Origin of the sequence: Candidatus Nitrotoga arctica (assembly GCF_918378365.1) — a bacterium.
Taxonomy (GTDB): domain Bacteria; phylum Pseudomonadota; class Gammaproteobacteria; order Burkholderiales; family Gallionellaceae; genus Nitrotoga; species Nitrotoga arctica.
The window spans coordinates 1,344,034-1,363,680 of record NZ_OU912926.1 but is presented as its reverse complement, the minus strand read 5'-3'; the positions used below and the strand labels follow the sequence as shown (position 1 = coordinate 1,363,680).

Below are 19,647 nucleotides of genomic sequence, written 5' to 3'. Positions count from 1 at the left end.
AAAGTAAACAATCAGATGGTGTTAATAGTATTAGTCAATAGGCTGCGTATGTTCATTTTTTCAACTGAACTCACCTGCACAAATGCTTTTATCATGGCCATATAGCTACAGGCGAAGTTTTGCTGTAATCATTCCAGCGAGTATTTTTGACTGCTGTTTCCATCAAGGTAACCTCTTCATCCGGCGCGCCACCACCATCCTCATTATCACTCAGGCCAACCCCATAAATCAGTCCGCCACTCTCGGTAATGATAAAGCGGTTGTGCATTTGTGCTTTTTCGTAAATATGCAATTGCATCTTCACGCCTGAAGGCAACATGGAAACGCTCTGCTGGAAACGTCGAATCAGCTCGTCGTTGGCGATTTCATCGCTGCGATGTATTTCCACAATGGCTTTGCTAACGGGCAATAACGAACATATCTGCTCTAACGGTCGCTGATAGCGAGGCTTGGTAGGATCAAAATGTGGATCAACCAGCTTAATTATTTTAGCGTGCCGAATCAAAAACTCAGCACAGCCTATCAGGGCTTGGGCGGTTCGAGGAATAGCACACTGTCGCGCGGCTTTGAAGCGCGGATTTTCTTCATCAATTTCATCTTTTAGCAACACATCCGGGTGATTTACAGCAGTTGCTGAGATAATCGCCGCAAAGGGTTTGCGTGCATGCTCCACTAATGCCCGATCTATCCACGTCTGAGAACCTTCGCCACTCGGTCGACTCGTATCAAAAACGATATCATTACCAAATTTATTAAGACGTTCGACAATTTTAGAAAACTCGACTTTACCCTTATGTTCCCGCAAAGCCGAATCACAAACCAGCTTTCTCCACTTCTTTGGAAATGCGGAAATAACTCGCCCCTGGCTCACGCCAAACTTCTCTGTGAAGTAGCAGAACTCGCGATAAGACGAAGTGATAGCATCCGGATCTAATGCAAATTCTTTGATCATTAGAACAGCTCTCCGGCTCGTTCATCAAAAAATCCTTTAGGCCAGCTTTCCGTGAATTCACCTGCCTCATCAACGGGCAAAGATTTGATCTGAACCCCATTTTCTCCGCGACCTACATAATAAACCCCAATCATTTCTGGAGAAACAGATGGAAAGCCCGACGGTAAATTCCCTTCCGATGTTTCGCGAATCCGACGCAGCAAGCGCAGAATCAGATGCTCGCTGTGCGTTTCAATCAAAAATTTCATATCGTGGCGGAGTACACTGTGGATTAACAGGTCACCCAGACCCACTTGTACCGAAGGGTGAATATGAAGCTCCGGCTGCTCGATAGTCACCAGGCTTGCAGAAGGCTCCAACGCAGCCACCACCACTGGCAGCACTTGCGAGATGCCGATTCCGACATCTCGTGACTGCATTTCCAGACCGGATTTAGTGTCGATCAAACCGATGCGAGGCTTGGTCAGTAAGGCTTCAATTGCTTTATTCAACATCCACTTACGCTGGGGATTCAATTCTTCAGAGCCAACCAGATCCAACCACTCCGAGCGCACTTCGCGCACCCAGCGGCGCTCGATTGCATAACCGGTGTTGAGCTTGTCTTCGTCCGCCATCCAGCGACTGACATCATCGATCAGGCTTTGCTGCCCAGTCAGCAAAGCTTCCCAGCCAGCCAAACCGTCTGCCCATCCTGCTTCATCCTTGGTCAGGCTGGCATCGAAATCGCGTGCGGGCACATGGCGAATGGGTCCGACATAGCGCATTTTGCGCAATTCATCGCGCACCAGCACACCAGGTCCGACAATCAAAGACGAAATAAAGGCGGTAAACTCTCGGGCGATATAAACATTCTCCGCACCGATTACATCGGGTGCTGGGATATGCAACAGTTCGCCCAATCGAGGCAACGCGCTATCAAAACCGGAAAGCCACTCGCGCAAACCCTCACCGGTCTTTTCCATGCCAGCATCCGTTACCGTCTCGATAATGTGCGGCCATATCGTATAGTGAGTTTCAATTTTGGGGGCTACAGAATCACTGGATGCAATTGAATTCGCATTCAATCGTAAAAAATATTCCAGATTATTGCTCAGATCTTCCTGCGTAAACTTGCGCATAAAAATGGGATTGATCTCGTTAATACTGATGCTGACATCCCGACCATCATCGGTGGCATTTATTTCCGCCAGCCATTCACCATTGGCGCCCACTTGATAGCCGATCACCACAGCTTTATCACGTAGATGACTCCAGGCAATCACCAACTTCACGCTTACCGACTCAACGCGATTCCGTGTTTCATGCAACAGGTTGTAAAAAGCCCATACCTTGGAATCATCTGTTTGCCAATCATCAAAGGCTTCCGGCACCAAGTCGGGCAGCCCTTTGCCACCTAAAGACAGCTCGATCTGAATGGCAATATGGCGGGTCGTATCACGTAGATGAACGAGATTACGAAACCCTCCCAGATCAACAAAATTTCCACCCTGCAGAGTGCGGTCGGGGTTGGCATTGTTGCGCTCCAGTACTTCACGCGCATACTGCAACGCTTGCATGATGGTGCTTTTACCAACGCTGTTTGCACCGAAAAGCAAAGTAATCGGTTTTAGGTCAATCTGCACTTCGGAACTGATGCCTTTAAAATTCTCAATATAAATTTTGGTCAGGCCCGTCTGACTGATAGCGGTCGGTGCACTCATATTTTATTTATCCTCATTGCTCAGGCTGCCTCAGACGAGGTAAAGACAGATGCGGCAAGACTGTTGAAAAGAAAATTTGATTGAACCAGTTCATTTGCAAGCTTTTCCTTAATGGAAACCATCTTATTATGAATTTGCAAGTAACGCTCTTGAACAGCAATTGAAGGAGTTAACCATTCTTTCGGATTTGTCACCGGATCGCCAAACATATCCAAAAAAATAGAATGCAAAAAACTGTCTGCCAGTTTGAGTGTGGCACGGCGTTTTTTACAAATAGCATCAGCTTTGTCGAGGATTAAGGCGATACGCCGTTGCTCTTCAAGGGGCAGAAGCGGGATATCAATATCAGCCAGCATTTCGGTTGCATACCCATTTTTCATCCCTTCTTTGCCACTCAACTCAAAACTATTCGCCTTAGAGAGCAAAAATTGCTGTATGTAATTCCTGTCAAGATCAGGGGATTCAACAATAATTGCCTTTAAATCTTTATTGATAGCAACCGGCACATCGTTAATAACAACATTTTCGAGAATCATGCTCGCTGGCACAAGTATGCTTCCGACTGGCAATAAATTAGATGCTGACTCTTTCAGGCCAAATTCTGTAATTCTTTCCAACGAATCACTGATGCGTGCGTCGCGAATATCCTTCGCAGTAATCCAAGGAATCGTGCCATTCCAGCAGGAAGAGTTTGATCGGTCAAGCGACCCTCCACAAACGATTCGCGCCACATCTCCCAATCTGACAAACTTCATCGAAGCATAGCCTGCAACTCAGCCATGTCGCATTGAATCTCGACCTCAAGCATTCGCATCCGCGCCAGAATCACCTTGGGCTCCTCGAACTTCACTTCCTGATGTCGGGTTTCCCTGTAACGGTTTATTGACAGTTCAAAATTATGGGCTCGAATGTCCGCGGCAGACACCTTGAAAGCTTTTGCAGTTCGATCAGAAAATTCGCTCTCGCCATTACGCCAACGACGATATTGGATCAATACGTCGGACAGATCCTTATCAGCATTTTCTAGACATTTTTCTTCATGCGAGAATCCATCGGCTTGCGCATCGTAAAAAAGTACATCCTGAGTGCGTCCACCCTTAGTGAATACCAAAATAGCGGTAGAAAGCCCTGCAAAAGATCTGAAAACACCGGATGGCAGCGAGATCACCGCTTCCAACTGGTTTCGATCAAGCAAATATTCACGTACGGCCAAATGGGCTTTACTTGAGCCAAACAAAACTCCATCGGGCACAATGGTAGCGGAACGGCCACCATGCTTGAGCATGCGCAGAATTAGAACGACGAAAAGCAACTCAGATTTTCTAGTCTGGACAATTTTAAGTAACGAAGGATGCACATCCTCCGCCAGTGTGCCCTTAAATGGCGGGTTGGAGAGAATAATATCCAGTCCACCTTTGTCGCCATCAGCAATGGCCGGGAATTTTTCTGGAAATATTTTTGAAAGCGTATCCATGTAGTGGAGTTCTGGATTTTCCACCCCATGCAGCATCAGATTCATGGCAGCCAAGCGCAGCATAGTGGCATCGAAATCAAAACCGTGGAACATGCCGTGCTGAATGCGCTCCTGATAAAGTTCAAGCTGGTCACCGGAATAACTTTTACTGTCACCTTCCAGTGTTTCAACGAACTCCGGTGCAGAGTAAGTCTTACGCAGGTATTCCTTTACTGCCACCAAAAAACCAGCCGTGCCGCAAGCTGGGTCACCAATGATTTCAGACGGTTTCGGTTCAATAAGCTCCACCATGAGCTTGATGATATGGTGCGGCGTGCGAAACTGGCCATGTATGCCTGCCGTGGTAAGCTTGCTCAATAAATATTCATATAAGTCACCCTGGGTATTGGTATTACCCAGCGGCAACTTTCCGAGCTGCTCCACCACCGAGACCAGCAGACTGGCCTTTGAGATTTGGAGAGATATATTTTTCATGTATTCGCAAAATGCGAATTTTTTACCACCGAGAATGCGCAGATGAGAGAAAACCTCGTCGCGCACAAACTTAAGCATGGCCTCGCCGTCACTCATCCGGCTCCAGTTTTTCCAGCGCAGTGTTTGCTGGTCAACCCGAAAAAAATGATGCGAAGATTCGCCGGGGCGTAAGGCATTTCGCTCATGTTGCGATTCTTCCATATCCAGCATGCGAGCGAACATCAGAAAGGATATCTGTTCGATTATTATGAGCGAGTTGGAAATTCCTCCCGTAACAAAATCCAGCCAGAGTCGGTCTATGTCACCTTTGACTTGGTTATTAATCATGCTTATTCCAATGGTACATTTTCTTGTGCGGGTAATTCGGGCAGGAACTCTAATTCGAGCCCTGCCTTGGCCAGCAGATCCTCAGAGAATTTCCCTTGCACTGCAACGCCAAGTCTTTTGAAATCGTTGACTTGCTGAATCAGATTACCTTTCCCGTGAGTAAATTGATCCATTGCTATTTTATATGAATCCTTGGCCTTATCGAGTTGATTGCCGACTCCTTCCATAGAGCATACGAAGGTACAAAGCTTTTTGTGTACCATGACTGCACGTTTCGCGAGTTCCACGGTTTGAGCGTTTTGTACTTCAAATCTCCAGAGTTGGCGCACGATGTTGAGGCTGGTAAGCAAAGTAGTCGGCGTCGCAACCAGTACATTCTGTTCAATCGCTTTTTGGAATAACGTTTCGTCTGCGCGCAACGCTTCCACAAAAGCAGATTCAATGGGAATAAACATAAAGACCATCTCAGGAGAGTTTAGGCCGGGCAACTCGAAATAGTTGCGATCTGACAGCTCCTTAATTCGGCTGGAAATAGCTGCAACGTGCTCTTTCAGCGCTAATTGCCGCTCAATTTCTCCTTCTGCATTTACATACCGAGTATAGGCATTGAGGGATACCTTGGAATCAATGACAAGATGTTTCACTTGTGGGAGATAAACAATTACGTCTGGGCGGCTCTTGCCCGTCTCGGTGTTGAAGCTGACTTCGCGACGATATTCTTTACCGGATCTCAATCCTGAACGATCCAGGATATTTTCCAATACCATTTCCCCCCAGTTTCCCTGCATCTTGGATTGGCCTTTAAGTGCCGTTGCCAGACCATGAGCCTCCTCGGTAATCTGCCGATTTAAATCTTTCAACTGATTTAGCTCGGCCTTTAGGGTTGCTTGCTGCTCGGTATCCTTAAGGTGAATATCTTCGACCTTGGCTTTAAATTCATGAATTTGAGTCTTCAGTGGCCCAAGTAAAGCGCCTATGTTAGTTTGATTCTGTTCAGTAAAACGCTTACTTTTGTCTTCCAGAATTTCACCGGCCAGGGACTTGAACTGATTTGAAAGCTGCTCGCGAGCATCAATCAACAATTGCAATTTTTCTTCCGACTGCTTGCGCTCAGCTTCCAAGGCCGTAGTGAGCTCGGATACCTGCATATTCAATAGATTGACATCCCGAGTCAGTAAATCGCTTCGCTCTATCAGTGCGACGCGTTCCTGCTGAAGTTGCACAATATGCTCGGCCTGTGACTCAATGGTCGAGTTAACCATACCCACCTTTTCACGAATATCCGCGATGGATTGCTTAAGAGTACTTATCTCTTGATTTGCACCTTCAAGACTAACCACAAGTTTAGGAACACGGTCCGCACGTTCGGCCAATTGCGCACGCTCATCTCCGGCTGCATCAAGCTGATCGCGCCAGAGCGTTGCTTGCTTTTGCAGATCAGCAAGTTGAGTGGCGAGACGCTTTGCATCTTCCTGTGAGGCGATCAGACGCTCATTGAACCTGGCAATGTCCACCTGGCTTTCGCTTTTTGCGCGCAATTCGGTAGCAGAAATGCGGGCACGCAGAATCAACCAAACAACACCTGCACCGACTAATAATCCAATGCACAATGAAACAAAACTATAAATTGGCATATCCATGACTGCTGATTTTCATTACACTTCATAGTGTTAAGGACATGGCCCGATGGACGAAGTTTCCAACAGCGGCTATTTTGAATTTCGCTCGATGCATCAATGAAATATTACACATCCCTGCTATCCTAAATTTTTCATAATAATAGCGCATAGTAAATTCGATGCGATTCTAGCTATCTAAAAACAATTTCATAATAAATGACTATTTCTACTCGACCCGCTGTCAATTCTACCCTAGAACAATTCCGATTTCCTCCCCGCTGCCAGCTAGCCAATCCACGTTGACTTCACGAGCGTGAGGACAACCCTCTAACCAGAGAGAGGTCAGCTCAGCGTAACCGGCAGGACATGCATATGCTTATATTTTGAATCGGTAATCATCACTTCGCCAACGCAGCCAGCGAACTAACCACCTCGAATTGCACTTCATCAAAATTTTTTGAAGTGCCGCTTACCGCATTCAATACGCGACTCTTCAATTAAGCGCAACAAATCAAACTGCATGACCGCCGTTGCCTGACTTGAGCATTTGTGACTAACCATCCTCTTTTCGTTCTAAAAAAACCAAATTACCTCAATTTATCCTTCATTTGAAGGATGCTTTATATAGTCTAAAGGCATAAGCTGAAATTCTAAAAATGATACTTTTTTAACTATAGACCCGGCACGATTTATAAATGAATTTTTATTGGTTTTCGATGTCTATGGAGTATGGAAAAAGAAGATGCCCGCAAGCAGTCGCGAGAAGTACTGCATGAACGACGCAAGCAAGTCATTCGTATGCACCGCAAAGGTGTGGCGGTGATGGAGATCGTGGTGCAAACGGGACTGAGCTGGACGGCAGTCAATACGGCGCTGCGGTTGTATAAGGCTGAAGGTTCGGGGGCACTCAAGCCCGGCGTTCGGGGTAAAAAACCTGGCAGTGGACGTCGCTTGACGATTAGCCAAGAGCTGGCGATTCAACAAACCATCTGCGACAGACGCCCCGAACAACTCAAGATGGATTTTGCGCTATGGAGCAGGCCCGCTGTGCGCCAGCACATTGAGCTGGCGCACAGTATCAAGCTGTCTATTCGGGCAGTAGGCAACTACTTGGCACGTTGGGGTTTTACACCACAAAAACCCATTAAAAAAGCATACGAGCAGCGGCCTGAAGCCGTCCAGGCTTGGCTTGATGAACAATATCCGGCCATTGAAGCCAGAGCAAAAACAGAAGGTGCGGAAATTCACTGGGGCGACGAGACGGCGCTAGTCAACACGGATGTCAGAGGCAGGAGCTATGCGCCGGTGGGCAAGACACCTGTGACGTTCGCAGTAGGCGGCACGCGCCACAAGCTATCGATGATTGCGACGGTAACCAATCAGGGTAAAACGCGCTGGATGATTATTGATGAGGCATTTAACTCCGACAAGCTCATTGAATTTCTGGAGGCGCTCATCAAGGATACAGACCGCAAGGTGTTTCTGATACTGGACAACTTGAGAGTTCATCACAGCAAACCTGTAAAGGCTTGGGCTGCCGAGAACGCACAGAAAATCGAGTTGTTCTACTTGCCCAGCTACAGCCCTGAACTCAACCCCGAAGAAAGACTGAATGCGGATCTCAAGCACGTCATCACTTCAAAGGTGCCAGTGCGCACCAAGGCAAAACTCAGAGCTGCTGCGACTGATCACATGACCATGCTTGAGCAAAACCCCGAACGCGTGCGCCGTTATTTCGGCGACCCAAAAGTCGCCTACGCGGCTTCATGAATAATTTGTGCCGGATCAATAAACTCAACTTTAGATATTCAGCATCAAAAAAGCGGCTATTGAAGCGGAAACAAAATGGCAAGGGCATAAAGATATTCGAAATTACAATAAAAAAACAAAAAAAATCAATATGATGCTTACTCACAAGGCTCGAACTTGACCTTTATATTTTTGCAGTAAATTAACATTTTTATCCGACCTGCCATGCCTTTTACAGGTATTGACCAAGGGCAGACTGCGAGATTCAATTGATATATTAGAAAAGGAGAGGGACCGAAAACTTAAAGTTGAAAGCGAATAAGAGCTGAAAATAAATTAATCCATCTTAGGAGAATGAGATGACAACCGTAAAAAACACATTGGCATGCCTGATGCTTGTAGCGAGCTCTTCAGTCTTTGCATTCATGCCAGCTGCAGGCATGTGGGGCGTGGACAGTGAAGACAATGGACTTCCCGGCAGAGGATTTCAAATTGAGGCAGAAAACGAAATAATGGTTTTCACTTATTTTGGCTATCGGCCAGATGGCAGTGGCACGTTTCACTATGCATCCGGCCCGATCATTAACAATACATTTACCTCTGCACTTCTTAACACACAAGGCGGCACTTCGATGGGAGGAGTTCATCAAGACGCGGTTGTAGCTGGCTCCGCTGGTAATGTCACAATTAATTTTACTAGCGGAAAGCATGGATTCATCACCTTTCCCGGCGAACCTCAAAGAGCTATTTCCAAAAGGCCATTTGGTTATGCTGAAGGCCCTGATGGGTTATTGGGAACATGGCTATTTACAATGGTAGTTGGACAAACTCCATTTTCTGAAGTGCGCAATTTAAGCATTAAAACTGGAACGGCAACTTCGACTGGTAATGGAATAGTTACCAATTCTACCGCTAACTTTACTTGTGAGTATCAAATTTCAGGAACGTTTGCTGGTGCGGTTGCATGTTTTAATTTTCCGCAAGTAACTGGATCACGGGGATATTTACTAAAGATTTCTGGTGACGAAGGAGATGGAGTGGCGCTATCCTTGGTCTCTACTAACTCCTTTTCAGCCTCAAATGGATATGCCAACCGAATTGAAACAAAAAGCGGCATAAAAACAGGGTTGAATGACGGCACGATAGCATCTTTAACTCAGCACTCTCAGTTAGCGCCAGATCAGGTATCCTCTCATGCCACAGAACAGCTAAGCAATGAAAAATCTATGTCGTCGGGAGATTTGACAAACGCTGAAGCGCTTAAAACGTTGGCATTGCAAACCCAGGTAGTTATGCAGACCATTCAGTAATTACTGGAGTGTGGCCGAGCTTATCGGCCCCCGCATTAACCCTAAAGAGTGAGCGTGTAGGCATAAATAACTCACATTGAAAACACTATCTTCTTACCGCGTGTTCATCATGGAGCTGACTCTTGGCTTAGCGGGTGACACGAATATAAGTCTTTCACCGTTTTCATGACGCACGCAAGTCATCCATATGCCGCACCATACATCGGAGCGCCGTTTGGCCACTTTAACAATGAAACAACATGTACCTCCCGCTGCATCGGCACCTCGGTAATGATGTTGGATTTCATTTCATTCAGCCCAACCGGACTACACACTTCATTTTGTATCAATAGACAAAAGAGGATAGAGAATACGCTGTAAATCCGCCTGTCTCGAAGCACCCGTTTTACTAAATATCGCTTTCATTTGTGAACGTACCGTTGAGATCGCAACACCCGCTTCATGTGCGATTTCTTTTGGTGGCATACCTTTAAGAAGATCGATAGCAACCCGTGCTTCAGCCAGCGTTATTCCATACATTTGCTTTAATAAAATTTTCTTCGGTAGCATTGGAAAACTGAGATCTTGTATCACGATCAAGGCCATATTTTGTTGGGTTTGATAGCAATATTGATGGTCAATAGGTAACGGTGTTATTAATAGGTGCAAAGCAGTGTTGCTATCCACACCGATCCTCAAACCACTGGCAATTTTAGGGCCATTGAGACCACAAGCAAGTCGAATTGCATAGATCAATTTTCTGTTAAATGTATCGCAGCTGGTAATGCTATTCGCGACCATTTTTATTTCAGTTCGATGCGACAGAAATGTATCGGCAAGCCGGCTCACATGGCTAATTCTTCCATCACCGCTAGCAATCAGAATAGGTAATCTTATTTGTTCTAGGCTTGCCTGAAAAAAAGCGTTTTGAATTTTGATCGACTCAAAATGAGATTGCATATTGAGTACACGTCGTAAATGACTGAGTAAGCCAGACAATTGTTTGAGCTGATCGATCTTTTGTGCCTGAGGGGTATTTTTATATTGAATGGCAATAAAACTGTCTAATTCTTCATCGCTAGCAATTGGCGAGACGGAAAGAGAACCAAAACCAAAAGGCTTCATAAAGTCTTGATAAAACTCACAACAGCCCATGGCCTTTTTTCCAAAATGGAGGTAATCAATATACCATTGACCTGGTGGAATTTTTTTGACAAAAATTCGATCTGGATCAAGCAAATAGAAATGCTCTTGAAATGCGCTGGTGCATGCCTCTGGTAGGCCACTGCTTTGTATGATGTGCGTGAGATTAGTGTGCTTGTTCCAGGTAGTTAATGCGACATGCTTACTACCCAACAGTTGAGCCAAATGATGTAGCGCTTTATTTTGCGACTGCTGATCTAGTATTCCTTCATACAAATCGCTGATGATCGAATTGATATTGTCAGCAAAATCCATTTTTAGGATCCCTCTAGATCCAGCCACCAAATAGCGCAACTCGTCATTCCTGCGATACACTCCGGATGTTCTATCGATCTATTTAGATGGCCAGCTCTATAAGATGCTCATTTACGGCAGTGTTCTGGCAACGCGAAACCCAAGGTTGTTAATGCGTTCCGTCGCTTCGATTCCTTCGCGGTAACTTACATTTAGATACTCTGGACCGTATTCAAAAGATCCACCTCGAAGTACCAGCTTCGCACAATCGCCCTCCCGACAACCGTCCGTCCATTGCCAGACGTTGCCCAGCATGTCATATAAACCATAGGGATTAGGCTTGAAACTTCCCACTGGCATTGGAACAGATTTTTTTTTCTCAAATTTGCTCTTGCTATCACAACCATGGCAATTGGCATTCTGAGACCCGAGCTCATCTCCCCAGTAATACTGAGTGGTAGTGCCTGCCCGCGTGGCAATTTCCCATTCATGTTCGCTCGGCAAACGGTAGGTTTTACCAGTCTTGTGCGATAGCCATTCAATATAGCTCTGAACATCATTCCAGTTCACGCTAACCACAGGTTGCTTGCCACGCCCCCATTCTTCATCTAATGGTTTATAACCATTACAACCACCTTCTGCCACGCATGCATCCCATTCATCGAATGTGACAGCATATTTGCCAATCTCAAAATCTGCGCCTGGAATCGGCACCATTTCAGGACAGACGGTACATGCCTTAAGCTTATCTTCTACTTTCTTCTCCTCAGTCTTAGCAGTTTTCAAGTGCTCAGATTTGACCCGTTTGCCTTCAGCGTTGAGTTTCGGTGCGCCCAATAAAACTTCGACCCTTTTTACTACGCCATCGCCCACACGGATTTCTTGCTCAAATATGCGATCACTAAAGGCATCGACTTTCTTGTGCACCTTCAACTTCAGCGCGCCAATAGGCACTTTTATATCCAATGGACATTCGCCCTTAAATTTTCCATTAACCAAAACTTCGGCACCCACGTCATCACCTTTACAGACAATACTTAGCGTGGAGCCAGCCGCATAAGCATTGGCGGATAATGCAGCCAGAACTAACAAGAACAAAAAATAAGTTGATTTCATGAAATCTCCGTTAAAAAATAAAAAATGGGCGGACTTTTAAAGCACTCTTGACCTATTTTAATAAGGTTTCCTTCATTAGTGCATAAGATTTTTAATAAGGATCCAAACTCAGATTTATTCTAGTTTCCCATACTATTCCCATTCAACAATTACCTTTTTATATACCCATGTATCTGTCATGAAACTTATAAAAACGTTAGGCTCAAACGCTAACCCATATTTCTTATTTCAGCGTCATAGCAAGTCTAAATCCGCTGATATGATAACGTTCAGTCACATCATCCTTGAAACGGGTAGCTATGCGAATGTTTGACGTGGTGTCATTCCAAGAACCGCCACGAAGCACTCGCTTCTTACAGTCCCCTTCCCAACAACTGTCTGTCCATTGCCAAACATTACCAGACATGTCGTATAAGCCAAAACCGTTTGGCTTGAAACTGCCAACTGGTGCGGTTGTCCTGTTGTCCCACTTGCTTCCACAAGCATTACAGTTAGCATTAGCGCTAGAGGCCGAATCTCCAAAAGGAAAAATGCCCCAATAATATTCGGTAGTAGTGCCAGCTCGCGCGGCGATTTCCCATTCCTGTTCAGTAGGCAGACGGTAAGGTTTACCGGTTTTGTTCGATAGCCATTGAATATAAGCTTGAGCATCATTCCAACTCACATTAATCACAGGACGTTTATCACGCCCCCATTCCTTATCCGAGGGGCGGTAACCGTTACAACCGCCGTCAACCACGCAGGCATCCCAGTCTTGGAACGTGACCGTGTATTTTGCCATAGCGAAATTGGTGCCTGGAATCGGCATCATCTCGGGACATTCGACACATTTCTTCTTTTCTTCCTGTAATGTTTTTGCCTTACCTTCCATGGCTGAAATCTTAGGTTTTTGCCGTTTGCCTTTGGCGTTAAGCTGCGCCGCGCCCAAGATCACATCGACCTTTTTTACTACGTCATCGCCCATACGAATTTCTTGTTCAAATATTCGATCACTAAAGGAATCAACTTTCTTTTGCACCTTCAGCTTCAATTTGCCAACAGGTACCTTTATGTCTAACGGGCATTCGCCTTTAAATTTGCCGTTAACCAACACTTCTGCCCCCACATCCTCACCTTGACAATTAACGCTCAACACGGACCCGGCCGCATATACGTTAATAGATGTCGCGAGAGACATCATTAGCAGGAACAAAATATAAATTGATTTCATGAAATCTCCATTCTAAAAAATTGGGACGCATTGTTATATTCGCCTAAGAAAACTGCAAGAAGTATATCTACTTTGCCACTAAATATTTTTCTTTGCTACGAAGATATTTATCTTGCATATTGGCACTTCACCCATCACTACTCCTATATTTCGCTTTGGCTGATCAAAATAATCTGATAGTTGGATCCCATTTTGACAAAAAGTTCGTTTTAAACTTCAGGCCAAACAGTAGCGCAATAATGGTTTTCTAAAAATAGCCCAGACGACTTACTCTATCTCCATATGTGTAGAAACCGCACCATGAGCGCAAACAGACCAAAGAATTTTTTGGCTGGATGAAAGACACTGGCCTGATGCGTAAATTACGGCCTCGTGACAAAAAATTATTGAACCAGCTATTCCTTTTCAACAACAGCCACTTCCCATCCTAGTCAAGAGGAAACGATTATGGGCGTAGTGCGCCATAAATTTGCACCAAGACGGGAAAGCGGAAAACTCACCCATTCATAAAGAGACATTTTTTGAAACTAAAAAGTGAAAGTTAACTGAGAAATAATCCGCATGAGCGAGGAAAGGACGCTAACTGAAGGGTTTTCAGCAATCTATAACACAATCCACTACATCATTCCTCGCTCTGCAAATGACAAGCACCCGTTTCCTGCTACGATGAAGTGATCTAGCACGCGCACATCCACCAACGCGAGCGCCTGTTTAAGCGTGTCTGTGAGCAGGCGGTCGGACTGACTGGGTTCAGCCACGCCTGACGGGTGATTATGCGCCAAGATGACTCCAGCCGCGTTGTGATACAACGCACGTTTAACCACTTCGCGCGGATACACGCTGGTTTGGGTGAGCGAGCCGTGGAACATTTCCTCTGATGCAACTACACGGTTTTGTGCGGTAAGAAAGACAACCAGGAACACTTCCTGTTCACGGCCACTTAAAAGCAATCGAAGATAATCGCGTACCGCGCTCGGTGAGTTCAGCGCATCGCCCATGCGCATTACCTCTTGCAAGGCACGCCGCGACATTTCCAGCACAGCCTGCAACTGAGCATATTTGGCCTGCCCCATACCATATATAGTGCAAAACTCTTCTTGGCTAGCGGCGAATAAACGGGTTAGTGTGCCAAACTGAGTAAGCAAATCACGTGCCAAATCCACCGCACTTTTGCCCACTACACCGGTGCGCAAAAATATGGCCAGCAGTTCAGCATCAGAGAGTGAGGCCGCACCGCGCTGGATTAACTTCTCGCGCGGCCGTTCTCCCTCAGGCCAATTATTAATTCCCATTGCTCTCCCTTGCCTAAGCATGGTGGTTTTTTGATAAAGAACAGCAGTTTTTGCTAAGATGCACAGCATTATGGAACAAATTCAAACAAAACGTATTGTGCTTGGTCTCACCGGCGGTATTGCCGCCTATAAAAGCGCCGAATTAACTCGCCTATTGGTCAATCAGGGCATGCAGGTACAGGTTGCGATGACTGAAGCTGCGTGTCACTTCATCACGCCGATCACCATGCAGGCGCTATCCGGCAAGCCGGTATTCACCAATCAGTGGGGCGAACACACTGCTAATCATATGGCACACATCAATCTAAGCCGTACCACCGATGCCATTATGATCGCGCCGGCCACAGCTGATTTCATCGCCAAGCTGGCGCACGGCTTGGCCGATGACCTGCTTTCCGCGTTGTGTTTGGCTCGCAATTGTCCATTGCTGGTTGCCCCTGCAATGAATCGACAAATGTGGGAAAGCCCAGCCACGCAACGCAATATCCAGCAACTCCTTGCTGATGGTGTAACTATTCTAGGCCCTGTCAGCGGTATGCAAGCATGTGGCGAAGAAGGAATGGGACGCATGCAGGAACCCACAGAGTTGGCACGCGCATTGCTCACCTTTTTTCAGCCAAAATTACTATCCGGCGTAAAAGTTCTGCTGACTGCCGGGCCAACCTACGAAGCAATAGACGCAGTACGCGGCATTACCAATCGCAGCTCCGGCAAGATGGGCTATGCCATCACGCAGGCCGCACTGGAGTTAGGTGCAGAAGTGACATTGATTTCTGGTCCTACAGCCTTATCCAGCCCCCATGGTGCCGCGCTGGTGAATATCACCAGCGCGGCGGAAATGTTCGAGGCTGTCCAAAAACATGTCGCAGATGCCAATATTTTCATTGGCGTGGCAGCCGTAGCCGATTATCGCGTAGCACAACCGACCGGACAGAAAATCAAGAAGAGTACGGGCGGACTAACGCTGGAACTATTTCCCAATCCAGATATTCTGGGATATGTTGCCGGGCTTCCAAAGCCACCATTCTGCGTGGGTTTCGCGGCCGAAAGCCACAATCTGCACGACTACGCTGCAACGAAGCGCAAAACCAAGAAAATTCCACTACTCGCAGCCAATTTAGCCCAACAAGCAATTGGAGCAGATGACAACGAGCTGATTTTATTTGACGATACGGGCGAGCATGTCTTACCGCGCGCGGATAAGCTCACACTGGCGCGAGCTTTGTTGCAGCATATAGTCAAACTTTACCGGCAAGGAAATAAATTATGAAAAAAACAGTAGATGTGAAAATTCTCGACCCACGCTTGCATAAGCACCCGCCCGCTTACGCCACGACTGGATCGGCGGGAATAGATTTGCGCGCCTGTATTGACCAGAGCATGATTATTCAGCCCGGCCAATGCGAACTCATCCCGAGCGGCATTGCAATTCACCTAGCCGATCCGCAGTGCGCCGCGATGATCTTGCCGCGCTCTGGACTTGGACACAAACAGGGAATTGTACTGGGCAATTTGGTCGGATTAATCGATTCCGACTATCAAGGACAGATATTCATTTCTATCTGGAACCGTGGACAAAACCCATTCACTCTCATGCCTTTGGAACGCATAGCGCAAATGGTTATTGTGCCAATACTGCAAATGCAGCTCAATATTGTCACGGATTTTCCCTTGAGCCAGCGCGGAAGTGACGGTTTCGGCAGTACCGGCAAAAATTGATGATGTCTTAACGAAGACGGCCTACGAATCACGAGCTAGATAAGCGCAACTGATCACAACGTAAGAAAAATACCTTAGCCAAGGACTATTTTGTGATGGTTTGTTACTTATTTAGTTGCTTGAGACGCCTATAGCGCAATGAAGACCATAAAGCGGCGGCAATAAAAGCCACCCCTACAAAACCAGTGAAAATCTCAGGGATATGGAACTTCATACTAGCAAGCATGATGACAGCCAGAATTCCGATCGCATAATGCGCACCATGCTCAAGGTACACATACGTATCAAGGGTTTCTTTACGTACCAGAAATACAGTCATTGAACGCACAAATATCGCGCCAATACCAAGGCCAATCATGATAATGACAATATCCTTGGTAATGGCAAATGCCCCGATCACCCCATCGAAAGAGAAGGAAGCATCCAGTACTTCAAGATAAAGAAAACCACCTATCCCGCCGCGCTTAATAACATCACTGATTTTTGCATCATCTTCTTCCTTTTCAAGAAGACTACTAATCACGTCTACGCCCACGTAGGACAGCACGCCCCAAAGGCCGGCAACTAGTACAACCAGTTGCTTGCCCTCTTCGACCATGGATAAACTGGCCAACAGTGTACCCAGCGCGATCATTACCGAGATTGATGCCACTTTACCAAATGTGGCAATTTTTTCCTCAATATGACCAAGCCAATGCAATTCTTTTTTAGAGTCCAGCAGAAAATTAAGGAACACCAACAATAAAAAAATCCCTCCAAACGCGGCCACTTCAGCATGATGATTAGTCAAATGAAGTGCATATTCATCAGGATTATGTAGCCCCATATCCCACACCTCCATTAGCCCGAGGTCAGCCGCGAGCGCAACAATCACAAGAGGAAAAAGCAATCGCATGCCAAACACAGCGATCAGCATTCCAATAGTCAGGAAAATGTCCTGCCAGAATTTGTTCCAGCTTTTAAGTACAGACGCATTGACGACAGCATTGTCAAAGGAGAGTGATACCTCCATGACACAGAGAATAGTAGCAATCCCAAGCGCTTCAAGTGCGACCACAAAACCACCCCGGCTATAACCCCACCATGCCGCAAGCCCAATACCCACAAAAGCAATAAAAAATGAAACTCTAAAATAGCGCATATTTTCCCTCTTCAACTATATCTCACCGTGCAATAGCCAATGAATATTTAATGTAGTGCACTTTTTCGAAAAATATCTAATGGAATTATGAATCCCAGCGCTATAATTGACAGCCACTTAAAACAGCGTGAAGCTTTAGCAAAACTTAGTTAAAACCAATCGTTCAAGATAAGGTAATTTACTACTTAAGATTTTTATAACCTTAACTTATCCAACTATCCTACGGATTTGATCAATAATATTGCACCAATTTACCGCGTGCCACAGCAAGGCTAAGGGACTAATTACGTTACGTAGGCCTAACCTTAAGGTAGGCAAAAACCATCTCCGTCATGTGGCGATAGTTAACCACACCGAAGCAAGATTCGAAGTTGAACTAAGATATGAAGCCTGCACTGAGCCATTTAACAATGCTCCGCGCGGGCTTGTCTGAGATCTCAAGTCAGCTTGTCAATTTGAATTACTATTTTTGCGGAAAAAACAAGTTCAGGATTGATTGAAGCGCTTATAAACCAGATGCATCCCCATTTCTAGTACAGCGCCACCTTTCACCCTCCCATCTCTGCCAAGAGACTGGACAAATCGTCGGCATGTTCTTCCTCCATCGCCAAGATGGATTCCAGCATACGCCGCGTTGTAGGATCGTCGTTACCCAAGTAGCTTATCATTTCACCGTAGCTATCAATGGCAATGCGCTCAGCAATGAGGTCTTCGCGAATCATTTCAAGCAAGTCATCACCATCGTGATATTCGGAATGGCTACGCATTGCCAGACCCTCAGGAGAAAAGTTCGGTTTTCCCCCCAATTGCACAATGCGCTGAGCAATCTGGTCAGCATGTACCTGTTCTTCAGTGGCATGTTGCAAGAACTCGGCGGCTACGCTTTGCGCATTGATGCCTGTAGCAGTATAGTAATGTCGTTTATATCGCAACACGCAGACAATCTCTGTAGCCAGCGCCTCGTTTAACAGATCGACAACAGTATCACGGTCACCACGATATCCAGCAGTGATAGCCCCCTGCTCTATGTGCTGTCGGGCACGTTCACGCAGGATTTTAATATCGGTCAAAAATGATTTGTCTGCCATATTTATCTCCTTTAAATTTCGATTATCATCGATTATCGACGATCAATTCATATTTAAATGCAAATACTACCGTTTGACTAAATTAACGCATTCAAAGCATACCTAAAGCCAAGTATACATCCAAGTTTCATGTAGCCATGCCCTTTTTTAAGACAGGCAATATTCACGAGCACTGTCTTAATTTCGGCGCAAGTTCATGAAATATCCATTTGGGTGAAGTTGTAACTTAACTGACGCGCAATCTACGTTTCGGAAAATAGCTCACTAACGACCATTACCACTAGCGTGCCCCCTGCTAATTTCAAAGCAGCATTCATAACTCTTGGCTACTTGAGCACCGACTAAACTCTTACTTCTAACTCGTCACATGAATCGGCTAGATTAAGCTTGTGCCAAATTTGAAGGAATGAACATTCAATGAAACATATTCTCTAATCTATCAAGTCATCATTAATCAATATGTAATATTCAAAAATATAGCGACAACTCAAAAATTACTAGAAATTTTTTTGGACGTATCCCAGCCAGAAAAATTGTTGGCTGGTGGCAAATAGCGTACTAATTCATTCAATGCCAAACGGTAAACATCCCGTTTAAACTCAATCACACTTTCCATCTCAACCCAATAATCGTTCCAACGCCAAGCATCAAACTCGGGATGAACGGAAGCACGCAAACAGACATCACAGTCGCGTCCAACCAGTCGCAGTAAAAACCATATCTGCTTCTGCCCCTTGTAACTGCCACGCCACTCACGTTTAACCCAATGTTGCGGCACTTCATAACGTATCCACTCACGCGTGCGGCCCAATATTTGGACATGACAAGACTGCAAACCTACCTCTTCCTGCAATTCGCGATACATCGCTTGTTCCGGTGTTTCACCACACTGAATGCCACCTTGCGGGAATTGCCACGCATGCTGCCTGATGCGCTTGCCCCAGAATACCTGATTCTTAGCGTTAGACAGAATGATGCCGACGTTGGGGCGGTAACCATCCCGATCAATCATCTTCGTCACCTGTTTAATTAATTTAGATAAGGTGGATTTTTTCACATT

General features: G+C 45.8%; 16 protein-coding genes. 4 read left to right on the top strand and 12 right to left on the bottom strand.

The genetic code is table 11. From position 1 onward, the window contains the following. Nucleotides 1–91: 91 nt before the first annotated feature. Genes MKZ32_RS06110 through MKZ32_RS06090 form a run of 5 tightly spaced genes read right to left on the bottom strand, consistent with a single transcriptional unit; the run spans nucleotide 92 to nucleotide 6,567 of the window. The gene (locus tag MKZ32_RS06110) at nucleotides 92–952 is read right to left on the bottom strand and encodes a hypothetical protein (protein ID WP_239796456.1); all 861 of its coding nucleotides are present in this window, start codon (nucleotides 950–952) and stop codon (nucleotides 92–94) included. Further along, nucleotides 952–2,652 carry a DUF3696 domain-containing protein gene (locus tag MKZ32_RS06105; protein WP_239796455.1) on the bottom strand — a complete coding sequence of 567 codons (1,701 nt, stop codon included), beginning with the start codon at nucleotides 2,650–2,652 and terminating at the stop codon, nucleotides 952–954. The genes MKZ32_RS06110 and MKZ32_RS06105 overlap by 1 nt, the downstream gene beginning before the upstream one ends. Nucleotides 2,653–2,672: 20 nt before the next feature. After that, nucleotides 2,673–3,383: a restriction endonuclease subunit S gene (locus tag MKZ32_RS06100; protein WP_239796454.1), complete on the bottom strand. Its 711-nt coding sequence runs from the start codon at nucleotides 3,381–3,383 to the stop codon at nucleotides 2,673–2,675. A gap of 20 nt (nucleotides 3,384–3,403) precedes the next feature. Next, complete coding sequence (locus MKZ32_RS06095) at nucleotides 3,404–4,927, bottom strand: class I SAM-dependent DNA methyltransferase (RefSeq protein ID WP_239796453.1); 1,524 nt, start codon at nucleotides 4,925–4,927, stop codon at nucleotides 3,404–3,406. Nucleotides 4,928–4,929: 2 nt separating this feature from the next. Next, nucleotides 4,930–6,567 (bottom strand): DNA recombination protein RmuC, encoded by a 1,638-nt coding sequence (locus tag MKZ32_RS06090; RefSeq protein WP_239796452.1) that lies wholly within the window; start codon nucleotides 6,565–6,567, stop codon nucleotides 4,930–4,932. A gap of 708 nt (nucleotides 6,568–7,275) precedes the next feature. On the opposite strand from MKZ32_RS06090, the gene MKZ32_RS06085 reads away from it, so the two are divergent. Continuing rightward, a complete protein-coding gene (locus MKZ32_RS06085; RefSeq protein WP_239796451.1) occupies nucleotides 7,276–8,316 on the top strand; it encodes an IS630 family transposase in 1,041 nt (346 codons plus the stop codon). A 338-nt stretch (nucleotides 8,317–8,654) separates the two neighbouring features. Continuing rightward, the gene (locus tag MKZ32_RS06080; RefSeq protein WP_239796450.1) at nucleotides 8,655–9,605 is read left to right on the top strand and encodes a hypothetical protein; all 951 of its coding nucleotides are present in this window, start codon (nucleotides 8,655–8,657) and stop codon (nucleotides 9,603–9,605) included. 315 nt (nucleotides 9,606–9,920) lie between these two features. Here the strand turns inward: MKZ32_RS06080 and MKZ32_RS06075 are convergent, their stop codons facing one another. The 4 genes from MKZ32_RS06075 to radC all read right to left on the bottom strand — a co-directional run bounded on the left by MKZ32_RS06075 (nucleotide 9,921) and on the right by radC (nucleotide 14,639). Beyond that, nucleotides 9,921–11,042, bottom strand: coding sequence for a helix-turn-helix transcriptional regulator (locus tag MKZ32_RS06075; RefSeq protein ID WP_239796449.1), 1,122 nt, complete (start codon nucleotides 11,040–11,042; stop codon nucleotides 9,921–9,923). A 111-nt stretch (nucleotides 11,043–11,153) separates the two neighbouring features. After that, on the bottom strand, nucleotides 11,154–12,137 hold the full coding sequence (locus MKZ32_RS06070; RefSeq protein WP_239796448.1) for a formylglycine-generating enzyme family protein: 984 nt from the start codon (nucleotides 12,135–12,137) through the stop codon (nucleotides 11,154–11,156). A 223-nt stretch (nucleotides 12,138–12,360) separates the two neighbouring features. Continuing rightward, nucleotides 12,361–13,347 carry a formylglycine-generating enzyme family protein gene (locus MKZ32_RS06065; RefSeq protein WP_239796447.1) on the bottom strand — a complete coding sequence of 329 codons (987 nt, stop codon included), beginning with the start codon at nucleotides 13,345–13,347 and terminating at the stop codon, nucleotides 12,361–12,363. Nucleotides 13,348–13,964: 617 nt separating this feature from the next. Next, complete coding sequence (gene radC / locus MKZ32_RS06060) at nucleotides 13,965–14,639, bottom strand: RadC family protein (protein WP_239796446.1); 675 nt, start codon at nucleotides 14,637–14,639, stop codon at nucleotides 13,965–13,967. A 70-nt stretch (nucleotides 14,640–14,709) separates the two neighbouring features. On the opposite strand from radC, the gene coaBC reads away from it, so the two are divergent. Beyond that, a complete protein-coding gene (gene coaBC, locus MKZ32_RS06055) occupies nucleotides 14,710–15,909 on the top strand; it encodes a bifunctional phosphopantothenoylcysteine decarboxylase/phosphopantothenate--cysteine ligase CoaBC (protein WP_239796445.1) in 1,200 nt (399 codons plus the stop codon). Beyond that, nucleotides 15,906–16,358, top strand: a complete 453-nt coding sequence (dut, locus tag MKZ32_RS06050; RefSeq protein ID WP_239796444.1) for a dUTP diphosphatase — start codon at nucleotides 15,906–15,908, stop codon at nucleotides 16,356–16,358. Before coaBC ends, dut begins: the two co-directional genes overlap by 4 nt. Before the next feature lie 103 nt (nucleotides 16,359–16,461). Here dut and MKZ32_RS06045 read toward each other — a convergent pair whose 3' ends face one another. From MKZ32_RS06045 to MKZ32_RS06035, 3 genes are all read right to left on the bottom strand, one after another. Beyond that, complete coding sequence (locus MKZ32_RS06045; RefSeq protein ID WP_239796443.1) at nucleotides 16,462–17,499, bottom strand: DUF475 domain-containing protein; 1,038 nt, start codon at nucleotides 17,497–17,499, stop codon at nucleotides 16,462–16,464. Nucleotides 17,500–18,047: 548 nt separating this feature from the next. After that, nucleotides 18,048–18,587, bottom strand: a complete 540-nt coding sequence (locus tag MKZ32_RS06040; protein WP_239796442.1) for a ferritin-like domain-containing protein — start codon at nucleotides 18,585–18,587, stop codon at nucleotides 18,048–18,050. 487 nt (nucleotides 18,588–19,074) lie between these two features. Continuing rightward, the gene (locus MKZ32_RS06035; protein WP_239798106.1) at nucleotides 19,075–19,599 is read right to left on the bottom strand and encodes an RNA pyrophosphohydrolase; all 525 of its coding nucleotides are present in this window, start codon (nucleotides 19,597–19,599) and stop codon (nucleotides 19,075–19,077) included. Between the last annotated feature and the right edge of the window lie 48 nt (nucleotides 19,600–19,647).

Coding starts and splice junctions, on each gene's coding strand:
- MKZ32_RS06035 (WP_239798106.1), bottom strand. CDS start 19,599: ATGATTGATCGGGATGGTTACCGCCCCAACGTCGGCATCATTCTGTCT.
- MKZ32_RS06095 (WP_239796453.1), bottom strand. CDS start 4,927: ATGATTAATAACCAAGTCAAAGGTGACATAGACCGACTCTGGCTGGAT.
- MKZ32_RS06080 (WP_239796450.1), top strand. CDS start 8,655: ATGACAACCGTAAAAAACACATTGGCATGCCTGATGCTTGTAGCGAGC.
- MKZ32_RS06045 (WP_239796443.1), bottom strand. CDS start 17,499: ATGCGCTATTTTAGAGTTTCATTTTTTATTGCTTTTGTGGGTATTGGG.
- MKZ32_RS06070 (WP_239796448.1), bottom strand. CDS start 12,137: ATGAAATCAACTTATTTTTTGTTCTTGTTAGTTCTGGCTGCATTATCC.
- coaBC (WP_239796445.1), top strand. CDS start 14,710: ATGGAACAAATTCAAACAAAACGTATTGTGCTTGGTCTCACCGGCGGT.
- MKZ32_RS06075 (WP_239796449.1), bottom strand. CDS start 11,042: ATGGATTTTGCTGACAATATCAATTCGATCATCAGCGATTTGTATGAA.
- MKZ32_RS06040 (WP_239796442.1), bottom strand. CDS start 18,587: ATGGCAGACAAATCATTTTTGACCGATATTAAAATCCTGCGTGAACGT.
- dut (WP_239796444.1), top strand. CDS start 15,906: ATGAAAAAAACAGTAGATGTGAAAATTCTCGACCCACGCTTGCATAAG.
- MKZ32_RS06090 (WP_239796452.1), bottom strand. CDS start 6,567: ATGGATATGCCAATTTATAGTTTTGTTTCATTGTGCATTGGATTATTA.
- radC (WP_239796446.1), bottom strand. CDS start 14,639: ATGGGAATTAATAATTGGCCTGAGGGAGAACGGCCGCGCGAGAAGTTA.
- MKZ32_RS06105 (WP_239796455.1), bottom strand. CDS start 2,652: ATGAGTGCACCGACCGCTATCAGTCAGACGGGCCTGACCAAAATTTAT.
- MKZ32_RS06085 (WP_239796451.1), top strand. CDS start 7,276: ATGGAAAAAGAAGATGCCCGCAAGCAGTCGCGAGAAGTACTGCATGAA.
- MKZ32_RS06065 (WP_239796447.1), bottom strand. CDS start 13,347: ATGAAATCAATTTATATTTTGTTCCTGCTAATGATGTCTCTCGCGACA.
- MKZ32_RS06110 (WP_239796456.1), bottom strand. CDS start 952: ATGATCAAAGAATTTGCATTAGATCCGGATGCTATCACTTCGTCTTAT.